This window comes from Corynebacterium sp. UMB4614, from assembly GCF_030217065.1.
In the GTDB taxonomy this organism is placed as follows: Bacteria; Actinomycetota; Actinomycetes; order Mycobacteriales; family Mycobacteriaceae; genus Corynebacterium.
This window is the reverse complement of sequence record NZ_JASONC010000018.1, coordinates 17,868-31,779: the sequence shown is the minus strand read 5'-3', so window position 1 is coordinate 31,779 and position 13,912 is coordinate 17,868. Positions and strand designations below refer to the sequence as shown.

Genomic DNA, 13,912 nt, shown 5'->3' with positions numbered 1-13,912 from the left:
GGTGGGGTAGTGGGTGTGCGCTGCGGCGCGCAATGCACACAGGGGGAGGGGCAGCCAGATCCGGCTAGCTCGACCCGCCTAGCTCGCCCCGACCGCCTAGACCGTGCTGAGGAACACCGGCACCGGCACGTGCCGCAGGATCTGGTTTGTCGATGGGCCGATGAACACGCGGTTGAAGTCACCCAGCACGCTGGAGCCCATGACCATCAGGTCGCCTTTGCGCCACTTGATCGCGCCGACGGCCTCCTCCCAGCTCGCGCCGATGCCGGTCTTCGTCGTGACTTCCAGCTCTGGGTGGCGGGACAGCGCTCGTTTCCGGCCACGCTCCAGCAGCTCCTTGGCCTGCACCTGCCACGCCTCCGCCAACGGGGCAGCGGCGTTGTTAGAACCAACAGCACCGGCACTGCCGGCACCCGCGGCATCCACCGCGTCGCCGAAGGCCACCTGCGTGGGGTCCAGCGAGACCCCGGCGGGGGAGAAGGCCACCAGGCGCAGTGGCACCTCCCACCGCCGCGCGAGATCCGAGGCATGGCGCAGTGCCTGCTGGGACTGCTCGGTATCCACATAAGCGCAGTTCAGGCGGGTCGGCCCGGCCTTAGAGAAGTCCAGGTTCCGCGGCACCAGCATCAGCGGTAGCGGGGAGCAGTGCAGCAGTGCATCCGCGGTGGAGCCCATCCGGTAGCGCCCGTCCGGCGAATCCGCCTGCGAACCCAGCAGGATCACATCCGCCCCGAACTCCTCACCGGCCTCGATGAGTCGGCTGGTCTCGGAGTGATCGCTGTAGACCATCGCGAGCTGCTCTTCGTCGAGCATCTTCTCGGGCACCCCGGCGGCCAGCAGCGCGGCACGAGCGGACTCGCCCGCGGCGGTCATTTCTGCCGCCAACCAGGTATTGAAGGCCTCCCGGGCCTCCGTATAGGTGGTGGGGGTGGCGGACCCGGCGACCGGGGCGCCCAGTGCCTCGGCCGCGCCCATCCCGGTGCCTGGGGTGCCGTGGCTGCGGCTGGTGTCCGGGCTGGTGGGGTAGAGGTCCGAGGTGGCGGTGGGGTAGAGGTCCGCCTGATCCGCCGCCGCGGCGGGGACGTCCGTCTGTGGCCAGGTCTGGGAGATCACCGTCGCGGTCCGCACGACCAGCGGGTTCTCCTGCGCGAGCCAGGCAACGGTGCGCGCGAGGTCCTCGCCCACGCTTCCGGCATGGGGTGGCCACGCGACCAGGACGCGCAGCGCGCGGTTGACGCGCGGCGCGCTCACCGGCTTGGCGAGCGTTGGCGGGCGGAATGCCTTCTTAGCGGTGCGGGACTTCTTCGTCTTCTTCGGTGCCACAGCGTTGAGCTCCCCGTCCCAAATCAGTGTTTAGCGCTACTTCTCAGCCGGGTTAGCGCTCTCATCATCCTCAGAGTAGCGCTCCAGGATGGTGTCGATGACCGGGATGAAATCGTCGACGGTCTGCAGATCTTCCTCGCTGAGGTTCTCCAGCATGCTGGCGAGCTGGATGCTGCGCGCCCCCTCCTGGTTGTGCAGCTCTTCCCGCCCCTTGTCGGTGAGCTGAACGCGTACGCCGCGGCGGTCGCTGACGTCCCGAACGCGGTGGACCAGCCCCATCGTCTCGAGCTGGTTGACGGCGTTGGAGGCCGTCGGCATGCGGATGGATTCCATCGCAGCGATCTGAGAGATGCGCATGGGCCCCTCGCTGTCCAGGATCATCATGATCGACAGCTGGGCCTGCGAGATGCTCGACTGCTCCGTCTTACGGAAGTAGAGCAGGTAAAGGCGCGTGAGGCTCGGGCGAAGATCCCGGGCGATGTCCATTTTTGAACGTGGCATAAAGACCAATCTACCTGAGTGTTGTCCATACAAAACTATCGACTACCAGATATTCCCCTATCGCGGGGAAAGATCTACCCCCGGGGGCTCGTGTAGCACCCCGAGGGTAGCGGTATAGGAGGCCTGCTGGGCTGAAGCCGCAGCCGATGCACGTACGGGTTTAGCCAATCCCGCCGGAGATGAATTCCTCCAGCTGGGTGCGCGCCACATCGTCCGGCAGCTGCGTCGGAGGGGACTTCATCAGGTAGCTGGACGCCGCCTCAACCGGACCAGCAACACCGCGATCCAGGGCGATCTTCGCCGCGCGAACAGCGTCGATGATGATGCCCGCGGAGTTTGGGGAGTCCCACACCTCGAGCTTGTACTCCAGGTTCAGCGGGACCTCGCCGAATGCGGAGCCCTCCAGGCGCACGTAGGCCCACTTCCGGTCGTCCAGCCAGCCCACGTAGTCCGACGGCCCGATGTGCACGTTCTTATCGTGCACCTTGCCCGCCAGCGGGGAGGTCTTCAGATTGGACGTCACCGCCTGCGTCTTAGAGATCTTCTTCGACTCCAGACGCTCGCGCTCCAGCATGTTCTTGAAGTCCATGTTGCCGCCAACGTTCAGCTGCATCGTGCGGTCCAGGCGCACGCCGCGCTCCTCGAAGAGGTGGGCGAGCACGCGGTGGGTGATCGTGGCGCCGACCTGGGACTTGATGTCATCGCCGATGATCGGCAGGCCCGCGTCGCGGAACTTCTGCGCCCACTCCGGGTCGGAGGCGATGAATACCGGCAGGGCGTTGACGAACGCGCAGCCAGCGTCGATGGCGCACTGCGCGTAGAAGCGGTCCGCCTCCTCGGAGCCGACCGGCAGGTAGCTGACGACGACGTCCGCCTCCGCCTTCTTTAGCTCAGCAACGACGTCCACCGGCTCCACCGAGGACTCCTCGATGGACTCCTGGTAGTAACGGCCCAGGCCGTCGTGGGTGGGTCCGCGCTTGACCTCGACGCCGAGGTGCGGGATATCCGCGATCTTGATCGTCTGGTTCTGGCCGGAGTACAGCGCCTCGGAGACGTCCTTGCCGACCTTGTCCGCGTCGACGTCGAAACCAGCGACGACCTTGACGTCCGCGACGTGGTAGTCACCGAAAACGGTGTGCATCAGGCCCGGGATCTCAGCATCCGGGGCGGCGTCCTTATAAAACTCAAGGCCCTCAACCAGGGAGGTGGCGCAGTTGCCGAGGCCGACGATCGCGATGTTGACCGTGCGGCCCTCGGCCGCTGCAGGGGAAGTCGAATTATTGCTCATAGCTGAACAACTTAAGGCCGCTGACCTTGGCAATTGGGAGCCTTAAAGCGGTTGACCGATCAAGAGCCGCCAGTAAACCGATCAAGTGCCGGCCCGGGGCGACGTCCTCAAAGGTAGGGGAGGGGATCCGAGAAAGCGGGGTCATGACGGCGAAGCGCGGACCGTGGCGATGTGGAGGCAGTAAACCCCTGTGGCGAAAGTGGCGCGCGAAAGGTGCAAACCACGGGGGCGACCGCGTAAAGTAATGAAAATCGACTGCCCTTTTCAATGAGGAGACATAGCTCGTTGAGTAAGAACACTCAGCCGCCGCGCCGCAAGAACAACGCCGCGAAGCCAGGCCCGAAGAAGAACGGGTCCGGCTCCGGGCGCTCTGTCCGCAGCGGCAACTACGTCGCGCGGGCACGCAAGAAGAACCACTGGCGCGATAGCGAATTCCGCAAGAAAGTCCTGGTGGGCTTCACCGCGCTCATCGCGGTCGCCATCATCGTGCCCGTCGTGGCCTTCTTCACCGCCTACTCCGTGACCAAGGTTCCGGAGCCAGAGGAGCTGGTCAACAACCAGGTCTCCTACATCATGGCCTCCGATAACGAGACCGAGCTCGCGCGCATCATCCCGCCCGAGGGCAACCGAACCAACGTGGAGATCTCCGAGATTCCGGAGCATGTCCGCGAGGCCGTCCTCGCCGCAGAGGACCGGGACTTCTACGACAACCCCGGCTTCTCCCTGACCGGCTTCGGCCGCGCCGCGCTCGGCCAGCTCACCGGCAACAGCAGCGCCGGCGGTGGCTCCACCATCACGCAGCAGTACGTGAAAAACGCCATGGTCGGCGACGAGCTCAGCATCTCCCGTAAGGCCAAAGAGCTGGTGATTTCCTCCAAGATGGCCCGCGAGTGGTCCAAGGACGAGATCCTTGGCGCCTACCTCAACACCATCTACTTCGGGCGTAACGCCTACGGCATCAACTCCGCCGCGCACGCCTACTTCAACAAGGACGTCAAGGACCTCACCGTCGAGGAAGGCGCGGTGCTCGCCGCGTCCATCCAGTCCCCGAGCGTGCTGGACCCGTGGACCAACCGCGAGCGCGCGGAATCCCGCTGGAACTACGTGCTCGACGGCATGCTCGGCATGGGCTCCATCACCCAGGAGCAGCGCGACACCGCGGAATACCCGAAGGCCCAGGACCCGGCCAAGGCGGGCCAGGTGCACCAGGCCAAGGGCACGAACGGGCTCATCAAGCAGGCAGTCATCCGCGAGCTTGAGGAAGCCGGCATCAACGAAAACCAGGTCAACACCGGGGGCCTGAAGATCACCACCACGATCGACCCGAAGGTCCAGCAGGCGGTCGTCGACGAGGTGCACCAGCAGTTCGAGGGCGCGATGGAGGGCATCCGCGGCGCGGTCGTCTCCATCGACCCGAAGACCGGCGGGGTGCGCGGCTACTACGGCGGCGACGACCCGGTCGGCTGGGACTACGCCAACGCGCCGATGCAGACCGGCTCGACGTTCAAGATCTTCGGGCTTGCCGCCTACCTGGACCAGGGCGGGTCAATCTACGACAACTTCGACTCCTCCCCGGTGACCACCGGCCAGACCGAGGTCACAAACGTCGGCGGCGAATCCTGCGGCAGCTGCTCCATCGCACAGGCCCTGAAGATGTCCCTGAACACCTCCTTCATCCGCCTGACCCGCTCCCTCGACGGGGGCGCGCAGGCCGTGGCCGACATGGCCCACCGCCTGGGCGTGGCCGAGGAACTGCCGGGCTTCGGCAAGACCCTGCAGGAAAACGGCGGTACCCCGTACGAGGGCATCGTCCTGGGCCAGTACCAGTCCCGCCCGCTGGACATGGCCGCTGGCCTGGCGACCCTCTCCAACGAGGGTGTCTTCCACCGCCCGCACTTCGTGGAGAAGGTGGAGAACTCCAATGGTGAGGTCCTGCTCGACAACACCGACCCGGAGGGCGACCAGGTGATCGACAAGGAGATCGCCAACGCCGTCATCGAGGCGATGGGCCCGATCGCGGCCTACTCCAACGGCAACGCCCTGGCCAATGGCCGCCCGTCCGCTGCGAAGACCGGTACCGCCCAGCTCGGTGACACCGGCCAGAACAAGGACGCCTGGATGATCGGCTCCACCCCGCAGCTGGCCACCGCCGTGTGGATCGGCACCGTGGACAACCGCCCGCTGGTCAACCAGTGGGGCGGGACCATGTACGGCTCCGGCATTCCGTCCACCATCTGGAAGAACGTGATGGACCGCTCCCTGGTCGACGACCCGATCGAGAACTGGGGCTCCGGCGGCGAGGCTGCGGCCGGCGTTCCGGACAACGGTGGCTACGTCGCGCCGGAGAACCCGCAGCCGGAGCCGGAGCAGGAACAGCCATCGCAGGAAGCCCCGGCTCCGCAGCCGGAGCCGGCCACGCCACCGCGCCAGGGTGGCGGGAACACCGGTGGCGGGGGAGCCCCGCCGCCGCCGGACCTCGGCCAGATCATCGACGATCTCTTGGGCTAAATGGCCAACCGTGACCGCCACGCGGTGGCGCCCCGGTGGAACCCGCAGCTAGCGATCCTCGCGACTGCGGGTTTCTTCCTCATTCTCGGCTGGTTGCAGAAGGCCCCGTGCCTGCGCGGCAACGTCAATGCTGAGGGCCAGGCTCACCTGGACTGGTCGGGCCGACCGCAGTACACCGCGGCCTGTTACTCGGACCAGATCCCGCTGTTCGGCGGCCGGGGCCTGGATACCCTGACCGTCCCGTACTTCCAGTCCATCACCACCGATGGGGTGGAGCGGTGGATGGAGTACCCGGTGCTCTCCGGGTTCTATCAATACTTCGCCGCGGCACTCGCCCGGCCGGTGCATGCCGCGTGGGATTCCCTGGGCCTGCCGCCGGTTCCCGCCTCCGTGGTCTTCTTCGCCGTCTCCTCCATTGGTCTGGCCCTGTGCTGGCTGATCGGGGTAGCGCTGCTGACCCGCCTGGTGGGCGCGCGCACCTGGGACGCGATGCTCATGGCCGCCTCCCCGCTGGTGATCGTCCACGCGTTCACGAACTTCGACCTGCTCTCCATCGTCTTCGCAGTGGGCTGCCTGGCCGCGTGGGCGAATCACAAGCCCCTGCTCGCGGGCGTGCTCGGCGGGCTCGGGGTGGCCGCGAAGCTCTGGCCCGCATTCATCCTGGGGGCGCTGCTGTTGCTGTGCCTGAAGACCCGCGCGTGGCGCGAGCTGGGCCGCATGCTGGGTGGCGCGATCGGCAGCTGGGCGCTGCTCAACGCCCCGGTGATGATCGCCGCGCCCCGCGGTTGGGGCGAGTTCTTCCGCCTGAACTCCGTGCGCGGCTACGAGGGCTCGACGATCTACGCGGTCATCGCCCACATCACCGGCAACCAGGCCTGGGACGGCGGCTCGCCCTCCAAGGCCATCGAGGGCGTGGAGACGCTCAACTACATCACCACCGGGTTGCTGCTCGTAGCCCTGGTCGCCCTGGGCTGGTTCGTCGTTTTTTATTTGAGGACGACGCCCCGGGTCGCTCAGGTCGCCTTCCTTGCGGTGCTTGCCTTCCTGCTGACCAATAAGGTGTGGAGTCCGCAGTACTCCATTTGGCTGGTGCCGCTGATCGCCCTGGCGCTGCCCCGCTGGCGGCTGTACTTCATCTGGGCCACCATCGAGGCCGGCTACTGGTACCTGCGGATGTGGCAGTTCCTCCCCGCCGAGGAGGCTGCTCCGAACTGGCTGGTCGACAGCGTGACGGTGCTGCGCCTGGGCCTGCTGGTCGCGATGGCGGTGATCGTCATCCGCGATATGCTGCAGACTGACGGGCGCCTGACCGCGCCGGGCAGGCAGGGCGACCTGGTGCGCGCCGCGCATTCGGGAGCAGACCCGCTCGCGGGTATCCTGGCTGCTAAGGAGCCGGGCGCGAGGCGGTTGACGTCGGAAAAAGAAAGCGGCGCAACCACGGTGAAGAAGAAGCCCGCTGGGAAGAACCGCAGCGAGGCAGCGCCCGCAACGGACTAAGGGAGAGTTAGAGCGGCAATGTCGATGTCCTTGTACCTGGGGATGGGCAGCATCCTCATCGGATTCATCTTCTTCGGCACCGCGTTCTACAGCTTCCACGCGCAGAAGCCCAAGAACGTCATCATCGTGCTCTTTTCCATCGCGATCATTTTCATGACGATCATCCCGGTCACCCTGGCCGTGGGCTGGGCCTCGATCAATAAATAACCCGGCCCCAGGCGGGCCGGGCGGGGGTGCGCGGGGAGCAACGGGGGCTGTGGTCGCGGATTTCCCATTTCCGCAGGCAGCGGGGTACACTGGCCAGGTTGCTGACGCAACGACCCTCCTGCCATGCCCAAATGAGCATGGCCGAAACACTAGACCACAGGAGGTGATGAGGTCCGTGCGTCAATACGAAGTCATGATCATCGTCGATCCTTCCCAGGATGAGCGCACCGTAGCCCCATCGTTGGACAAGTACCTGAACATTGTCCGCGAGGAAAAGGGCTCGGTCGACAAGGTTGATGTCTGGGGCAAGCGCCGCTTTGAGTACCCGATCCAGAAGAAGGAAGAGGGCGTCTACATCGTTCTCGACCTGACCTGCGAGTCGGACACTGTGCGCGAGCTCGACCGCGTGCTCAACCTCAACGACAACGTCCTGCGCACCAAGGTGCTCCGCAAGGACAAGTAAGAAATCAGCTTCACCCATGCAGCACGGGGCGCAGGCGATTAACCTGGCCTTAACTGCATAACCCCAGCTGAAAGGAACTATCAATGGCACCGGGAGATACCCCAATTACCCTGGTCGGCAACGTTGTTGCTGATCCGGAGCTGCGTTACACCCAGTCGGGTGCTGCAGTCGCCAGCTTCCGAGTCGCATCCACCCCGCGGCGCTACGACGCGCAGGCAGGTCAGTGGGTCGACGGCGAGGCACTGTTCCTGACCTGTAACATCTGGCGCCAGGCTGCGGAGAACGTGGCCAACTCACTGAACAAGGGCGACCGCGTGGTCGTCACTGGTCGGCTGCGCCAGCGGAGCTTCGAGACCCGCGAGGGCGAGAAGCGAACCGTCTTCGAGGTGGAGGCCGACGAGGTCGGTCCGTCCCTGAAGTACGCGACCGCACAGGTACAGCGCAACCCCCGTGGTGGCGGGCAGTCCTTTGGTGGAAACCAGGGCGGCGGCTCCAACTTCGGGCAGGGTGGCCAGGGCGGCTTTGGTGGAAACCAGGGCGGTCAGGGCGGATTCAACCAGGGCTCCGGCTCTGGGCAGAGCATGGGTGGCCAGCAGAACCAGGGTGGCTTCGGCGGGCAGAATGCCTCCAATGCCGATGACCCGTGGAACTCTGCACCTCAAACTGATTTCGGTGTCGGCGACGAAGAGCCGCCATTCTGAACCAATTGATGAGCGCTGGTGACCGGCAGATCGGCCGCCAGAGGCAATAATCACTGTTCACGTCAACACTCCATGCACAACGAAAGGGTTGGATCATGAAGCTGATCCTCACCACCGCCGTTGACAAGCTCGGTGTCCCCGGCGACATCGTTGAAGTCAAGGCTGGTTACGGACGTAACTACCTGCTGCCACGCGGCTACGCCATCGTCGCGACCCGCGGCGCAGAGAAGCAGATCAAGGATATCCAGCGTGCCAAGGCTGATCGCGTTATCCGCGACCAGGAGCACGCAGAGGCGGTCAAGGCAGAGCTCGAGGCGCTGTCCGCTGTTCAGGTGCCAGTGCGCACCGCACAGGGCGGCAAGCTGTTCGGCTCCGTGACCTCCGCAGACGTCGTCGCAGCTGTTGAGCGCGCAGGCGGTCCGAAGCTGGACAAGCACGCCATCAAGCTGCCAAAGAACAGCATCAAGAACACGGGTAAGTACGCCGTGGATGTGAAGCTGGTTTCCGGCATGACCGCGAACCTCGAGTTCGCAGTGGTCGACGCCGATAAGTAATCGCAGAAGCAGCCTGGCGTCCAGCGCCGAGGCGGGTGGCAGGAGCCGCGCCGTCTGAGCGCTGTGCGCTTAAGCCCTCGCTGACCTTCGCCGGCCTAGACAACCGGCACAGTGGCAGGTTCACACTTCTACGCCCCTGGCTTAGACACCCAGGGGCCGGGTTGGAACCGCCCATGCACAATGGCGTTGGGACAGGCTCATTTTTCACCGCGTTTTGGCTGGTGTGCAGGCCGCCGCACAGGCGAGCGGCGCTGCTGCGATGAACGCCGGAACGCAAACATAGACAACAGCAAGCACGAGGCCCCCGGCCGGGAATGATCCCGCCGGGGGCTTGGTGTATTCAAGGGCCTTGCGCGGTGTGGGCAAGGATGTGGATAACTGCCTGCGGGGCGTCCCAAAACTTGTAATTTCGGGGGGTCTAGCGGTGGGTGAAGGTTGTGGGGGACACGCCATATTGAGCTGCACTTATAGGCATTTTCGCGAGTTATCCACAGGGGGGTCTGCTTCTCGGCAGGTTTTTGGAAAAGCTCTCTACCTGCAGAAATAGGGCGCACAGAGGGTTATGGACAGGCTGATCCACAGTTCATCCACAAGCTGACCTGGGGCTTGTGGATTTGTCCACACATCATCCACACGCCATACACAGAGCTATCCACAATCGCCTGTGGATAACTCCTCCGAATGCGCGCTGGATCGGCCCCGAGTCAGTCATCTGAAGAACAAGAATGAGAACGCTCTGGGCCGCCGAATCGGGTTTGTCCGCAGCGCTGGCTAGGGTGATAACCGAGCCTGATTAAGCACGCGGAGGCACGATGGAGAGCAACATGGGTGGAATGTCTTTCGACGACGGCGCAGAACTCCTGCCGCCACCACCGGAGGAGGACCACGCCCCGCACCCGGATAGCGGTGGGGGTGCGTGGAGCTCTGCCGCGCCCGCCCGCAATAACTTCGGATCCGGCCAGCGCCGATCCGGGCGTTCGGGTGGACGTCGTGAAGAATTCCAGGATCTGGGCCGCGAGATGCCACAGAACGTCGCGGCGGAGCAGGGCGTGCTCGGCGGCATGCTGATGAACAAGGACGCCATCAGCGAGGTCGTCGAGGTCCTCGTCATGGACGACTTCTACCGTCCCGCCCACCAGACGATCTTCGACGTCATCGTCCGCCTCTACGGGGAGGGCAAGGAGGTCGATCCGGTCATCGTCGCCGGGCGCCTGGACCGGGATGGCAAGCTCGAGCAGATCGGCGGAGCGCCGTACCTGCAGTCCATCATGTCCAAGACCCCGACCAGTGCGAACGTGGGCTACTACGCCAACCTGGTCAAGGAGAAGGCCACGCTGCGCCGGCTCGTGACCGCGGGCACCCGCATTGTGCAGCTGGGCTACTCCGGCATCGAGGGCGCTGAGGTGGAGTCCGTGGTGGACAACGCCCAGCAGGAGATGTTCGCGCTGACGAACTCCGCGACCAGCGAGGACTACGAGGTCTTCGAGCGCCTGCTGGACCCCACCCTGGACGAGATCGACGAGCTCGAGTCCCAGGGCGGCACCGCCAAGGGCATCGCCACCGGATTCCAGGATCTGGATGACCTCACCAATGGGCTGCACGGCGGGCAGATGATCATCGTCGCGGCGCGCCCTGGTGTGGGTAAGTCCACCCTGGCGCTGGACTTCATGCGTTCGGCCTCCATCCGCCAGAACAAGGCCTCCGTGCTCTTTAGCCTGGAGATGAGTAAGTCCGAGGTCATGATGCGCATCCTCTCCGCCGAGGCGGAGGTGCACCTCTCCGCGATGCGCGGCGGCAAGATGGAGGAGGACGACTGGGAGCGGCTGACCCGCCGCATCGGGGAGATCGATAAGTCCCCGATCTTCATCGATGATTCCCCGAACCTCACGATGATGGAGATCCGCGCGAAGGCGCGCCGCCTGAAGCAGCAGCACGATATTGCGCTGATCGTGGTGGACTACCTGCAGCTCATGAGCTCGGGCAAGAAGGTCGAGTCCCGTCAGCAGGAGGTCTCCGAGTTCTCCCGCCAGCTGAAGCTGCTGGCCAAGGAGGTGGACGTCCCGGTCGTGGCGATCTCCCAGCTGAACCGTGGTGTGGAGAGCCGTGGCGACGACGCCCTGCCGCGCATCTCCGACCTGCGTGAATCCGGCTCGCTGGAGCAGGACGCGGACATGGTCATGCTGATCAACCGCCCGGATAGCGCAAACCGCGATCACGAGCGCGCCGGCGAGGCGGACATCATCCTCGCGAAGCACCGTGGCGGCCCGATCGGCACCGTGGTGGTGGCGCACCAGCTGCAGTACTCGAAGTTCTCCGAGTACCGCGCGGGCTAGTTCTTCTTAGCCCTGCGCCTTTTAGCTCTGCGCCTTGCCGCGCCCGCGCTTGGCGGCCAGGGCTGCGGCGATGCGCTCCTCCTGGTCCGCGACCTGCGGCTCGATGTGGGCGAGCACGTCCCGGAAGGCGGCGAGCTGCTCTGCGCTCAGCCCGTCGAACATCATGTGGCGCACGGCTTCGACGTGCCCCGGTGCGGCGGCGGTGATGGCCTCCAGCCCCTGCTCCTCGAGGATCACGAAGGCGCCGCGGCCGTCGTTATCGCAGGATTCGCGGCGGACGAGCCCGCGCTTGGCCATGCGGGTGATCTGGTGGGACAGGCGCGAGCGCTCCCACTTGATGGCCTCGGCGAGCGCCACGACGCGCTGCCGGTGATCCGGCGATTCCGACAGGTAGACCAACACCTCGTAGTCGGCCAGCGAAATGGTGCTGTCGAGCTGCAGTTCGCGACTGAGTGCGTTGGTGATGCGGGCGCCCAGGTCCAGCCACTGGCGCCAGACCTGTTGTTCCTCGTCGGTTAGCCAGCGCACGTCCTGCGCCGGGTTCTGGTGTGCCTGCTGGGTCTCGGGCCGTGCCGTGCCGTCCTTCGGATTGTGCTTCGCTCCCAGGGGCGCCGGTGTTCCCGTGCCCCCCTGGGGCGTCAGCTGTGAATCATTCCTGCTCATGGTGCATTCATTTAAACATATTTCTAAGTAGTTGACACATCACCAACATCGGCCTATGGTTGAGATCAACGCCAGGCCGGAGCCTGACGTCCCCAATAAAGAATCATCACGGCGGAACAACGCAGCCGCCGCAAGGAAAGGCAGCACAACATGACCAAGTCCGTGAACGACTACGCAGGTACCTACACCATCGACCCGACTCACACCGAGATCGGCTTCACCGCTCGCCACGCGATGGTGACCAAGGTCCGTGGTAACTTCGGCGAGTTCGCCGGCTCCGCCAGCACCAAGGAGAACCTCGAGGACGCAGCGATCAACGTCGAGATCGACGTCGCCTCCATCGACACCGGCAACGCCGACCGCGACGGCCACCTGCGCACCTCCGACTTCTTCGAGGTGGATAAGTTCCCGAAGATCACCTTCAACTCCACCGCAGTCGAGGCCAACGGCGAGGACGGCCTGAAGGTCACCGGCGACCTGACCATCAAGGACGTCACCAAGTCCGTCACCATCGACTTCGACTTCAACGGCGAGGTCACCGACCCGTGGGGCATGTCCCGCATCGGCTTCGAGGGTGCGACCACCATCAACCGCAAGGACTTCGGCCTGACCTGGCAGACCGCCCTCGACGGCGGCGGTGTCCTGGTCTCCGAGAAGATCACCCTGAACTTCGACGTCTCCGCGGTCAAGGAGGCCTAAGCGCCCAGGCGGTGGTAGCCACCACCTCCTTGCCTGAAACTCGCCCCGCCAGCCTGTGCCCTCGAGTGGCACAGCGGTTCACTGAAGCCCAGTGAGCTGTACAGCTGGCCGTGGGCGAGTTTTCGCGTTTCTGGGATGGCGGTACACTGAACAGCGTGATTGGCGCTCTGCTCGTGTTCACCGGCGGCCTGCTCGGCACCCTGGCCCGCTGGGTGCTCACCGATGCGCTCAGCGGCGGGGCCGGCCTGGCCGGGCAGTGGGGGCTGCTGTCCGCGAATGTGCTCGGCGCGGGGCTGCTGGGCTTTGTGGGCAGCTTCTTCCGGGACGACAATGCGGCAGCGGGGTTTGGCTCCTCCGTGCGGCGCGACTGGTTCCTCGCGGGCCGCGAGAAGCTCCTGCTCGGCACCGGTTTCTGCGGGGCGTTCACCAGTTACTCTGCTCTCGCCGGTGCGGTCGCTTTTATTAACGACGACGCCGGCGCCATTGCCGTCCTCGGCTACTTCGCGGCCACGATCGTGCTGGGCGTGTGCGCGGCTACGGCCGGCATTGCTGCCGGCCGCGCCGCCAGCCAGCGCGGGGGTGTGACTTCCCAGTCCGCCGAGCAGGGCGCGGGCAAGCAGCCCGGCGGGCAGCCGGACCAGAGCGCCCTCGGGGGTGATGCGTGATGGCGGGTTATGGCGCAGGCGCGGTGCTCCTCATGGCCATCGCTGGCGGGCTGGGCGCGCTCGCCCGCTGGGGTGCGGATAGTTGGCTGAAACGCCACGTGCCCCCGTTGGCGAGCCTGGCGGTGATTAATACCGTCGGCAGCCTCCTGCTGGGCCTGCTCATGGGCGCGGCCACCGGTGCGGGGGAGGGGCCGGATGCGCTCGGCGAGCTCTCGCTGGGGCCGGTCTCGGTGAGCGGGGCCGCGGCCGTGCTCGTGATGGGGACCGGATTCCTGGGCGGCTTCACCACCTTCTCCACCGTGGCGGTCGGCCTGGTCACGGACCTCCTCGCACCGCCTGAGGCCGCCGAGCCTGCTGCGTCACCGCGCTCCACGCTCCACCGCTACGCTGTGGTTTGCCGCTACGCGGTGGCCGCCCTGGTGGCCGTGGGCATGCTCGGGGTGGCCTGCGCGGCGTGGGGGCTGGGTTTCGCCCTGACGTCGTCATAACAAGAAGACACCGCGCCCCGGG

The 13,912-nt window shown here is 65.5% G+C and carries 14 protein-coding genes; 10 read left to right on the top strand and 4 right to left on the bottom strand.

The genetic code is table 11. The features are described 5' to 3' along the window. Positions 1-96: 96 nt before the first annotated feature. From QP413_RS08085 to QP413_RS08075, 3 genes are all read right to left on the bottom strand, one after another. Positions 97-1,323: a universal stress protein gene (locus tag QP413_RS08085; RefSeq protein ID WP_012361218.1), complete on the bottom strand. Its 1,227-nt coding sequence runs from the start codon at positions 1,321-1,323 to the stop codon at positions 97-99. Positions 1,324-1,359: 36 nt separating this feature from the next. Next, positions 1,360-1,824, bottom strand: a complete 465-nt coding sequence (locus QP413_RS08080; protein WP_012361217.1) for a MarR family winged helix-turn-helix transcriptional regulator — start codon at positions 1,822-1,824, stop codon at positions 1,360-1,362. A 160-nt stretch (positions 1,825-1,984) separates the two neighbouring features. Continuing rightward, a complete protein-coding gene (locus tag QP413_RS08075) occupies positions 1,985-3,112 on the bottom strand; it encodes an inositol-3-phosphate synthase (protein WP_284781392.1) in 1,128 nt (375 codons plus the stop codon). 267 nt (positions 3,113-3,379) lie between these two features. Here QP413_RS08075 and QP413_RS08070 point away from each other — a divergent pair, with 267 nt between their 5' ends. From QP413_RS08070 to dnaB, 7 genes are all read left to right on the top strand, one after another. Beyond that, positions 3,380-5,620 carry a transglycosylase domain-containing protein gene (locus QP413_RS08070; RefSeq protein ID WP_284781391.1) on the top strand — a complete coding sequence of 747 codons (2,241 nt, stop codon included), beginning with the start codon at positions 3,380-3,382 and terminating at the stop codon, positions 5,618-5,620. Continuing rightward, positions 5,621-7,117 (top strand): glycosyltransferase family 87 protein, encoded by a 1,497-nt coding sequence (locus QP413_RS08065; RefSeq protein WP_284759009.1) that lies wholly within the window; start codon positions 5,621-5,623, stop codon positions 7,115-7,117. It abuts the gene before it with no gap. Between the two features lie 18 nt (positions 7,118-7,135). Further along, positions 7,136-7,324: a hypothetical protein gene (locus tag QP413_RS08060; protein WP_284781390.1), complete on the top strand. Its 189-nt coding sequence runs from the start codon at positions 7,136-7,138 to the stop codon at positions 7,322-7,324. 175 nt (positions 7,325-7,499) lie between these two features. After that, entirely contained in the window at positions 7,500-7,787 is a 288-nt protein-coding gene (gene rpsF / locus QP413_RS08055) for a 30S ribosomal protein S6 (RefSeq protein WP_012361211.1), read from the top strand. Positions 7,788-7,870: 83 nt separating this feature from the next. Beyond that, entirely contained in the window at positions 7,871-8,488 is a 618-nt protein-coding gene (locus QP413_RS08050) for a single-stranded DNA-binding protein (protein WP_284781389.1), read from the top strand. A gap of 95 nt (positions 8,489-8,583) precedes the next feature. Further along, on the top strand, positions 8,584-9,042 hold the full coding sequence (gene rplI / locus QP413_RS08045) for a 50S ribosomal protein L9 (protein WP_012361209.1): 459 nt from the start codon (positions 8,584-8,586) through the stop codon (positions 9,040-9,042). A gap of 812 nt (positions 9,043-9,854) precedes the next feature. Further along, complete coding sequence (dnaB, locus tag QP413_RS08040) at positions 9,855-11,375, top strand: replicative DNA helicase (RefSeq protein WP_070761720.1); 1,521 nt, start codon at positions 9,855-9,857, stop codon at positions 11,373-11,375. Between the two features lie 21 nt (positions 11,376-11,396). On the opposite strand, the gene QP413_RS08035 is transcribed toward dnaB, so the two are convergent. Continuing rightward, positions 11,397-12,038, bottom strand: coding sequence for a MarR family transcriptional regulator (locus QP413_RS08035; protein ID WP_284781388.1), 642 nt, complete (start codon positions 12,036-12,038; stop codon positions 11,397-11,399). A gap of 150 nt (positions 12,039-12,188) precedes the next feature. Here QP413_RS08035 and QP413_RS08030 point away from each other — a divergent pair, with 150 nt between their 5' ends. From QP413_RS08030 to QP413_RS08020, 3 genes are all read left to right on the top strand, one after another. Next, positions 12,189-12,737: a YceI family protein gene (locus tag QP413_RS08030; RefSeq protein ID WP_284781387.1), complete on the top strand. Its 549-nt coding sequence runs from the start codon at positions 12,189-12,191 to the stop codon at positions 12,735-12,737. 155 nt (positions 12,738-12,892) lie between these two features. Continuing rightward, positions 12,893-13,402 (top strand): CrcB family protein, encoded by a 510-nt coding sequence (locus QP413_RS08025; protein ID WP_284759001.1) that lies wholly within the window; start codon positions 12,893-12,895, stop codon positions 13,400-13,402. Further along, positions 13,402-13,890: a CrcB family protein gene (locus QP413_RS08020; RefSeq protein ID WP_070761723.1), complete on the top strand. Its 489-nt coding sequence runs from the start codon at positions 13,402-13,404 to the stop codon at positions 13,888-13,890. The genes QP413_RS08025 and QP413_RS08020 overlap by 1 nt, the downstream gene beginning before the upstream one ends. Positions 13,891-13,912: the final 22 nt, after the last annotated feature.

Excerpts from the sequence above, each read along its gene's own strand:
- QP413_RS08080 (WP_012361217.1), bottom strand. The coding sequence starts at position 1,824 with ATGCCACGTTCAAAAATGGACATCGCCCGGGATCTTCGCCCGAGCCTC.
- QP413_RS08075 (WP_284781392.1), bottom strand. The coding sequence starts at position 3,112 with ATGAGCAATAATTCGACTTCCCCTGCAGCGGCCGAGGGCCGCACGGTC.
- QP413_RS08070 (WP_284781391.1), top strand. The coding sequence starts at position 3,380 with ATGAGGAGACATAGCTCGTTGAGTAAGAACACTCAGCCGCCGCGCCGC.
- QP413_RS08065 (WP_284759009.1), top strand. The coding sequence starts at position 5,621 with ATGGCCAACCGTGACCGCCACGCGGTGGCGCCCCGGTGGAACCCGCAG.
- QP413_RS08060 (WP_284781390.1), top strand. The coding sequence starts at position 7,136 with ATGTCGATGTCCTTGTACCTGGGGATGGGCAGCATCCTCATCGGATTC.
- QP413_RS08050 (WP_284781389.1), top strand. The coding sequence starts at position 7,871 with ATGGCACCGGGAGATACCCCAATTACCCTGGTCGGCAACGTTGTTGCT.
- rplI (WP_012361209.1), top strand. The coding sequence starts at position 8,584 with ATGAAGCTGATCCTCACCACCGCCGTTGACAAGCTCGGTGTCCCCGGC.
- dnaB (WP_070761720.1), top strand. The coding sequence starts at position 9,855 with ATGGAGAGCAACATGGGTGGAATGTCTTTCGACGACGGCGCAGAACTC.
- QP413_RS08035 (WP_284781388.1), bottom strand. The coding sequence starts at position 12,038 with ATGAGCAGGAATGATTCACAGCTGACGCCCCAGGGGGGCACGGGAACA.
- QP413_RS08030 (WP_284781387.1), top strand. The coding sequence starts at position 12,189 with ATGACCAAGTCCGTGAACGACTACGCAGGTACCTACACCATCGACCCG.
- QP413_RS08020 (WP_070761723.1), top strand. The coding sequence starts at position 13,402 with ATGGCGGGTTATGGCGCAGGCGCGGTGCTCCTCATGGCCATCGCTGGC.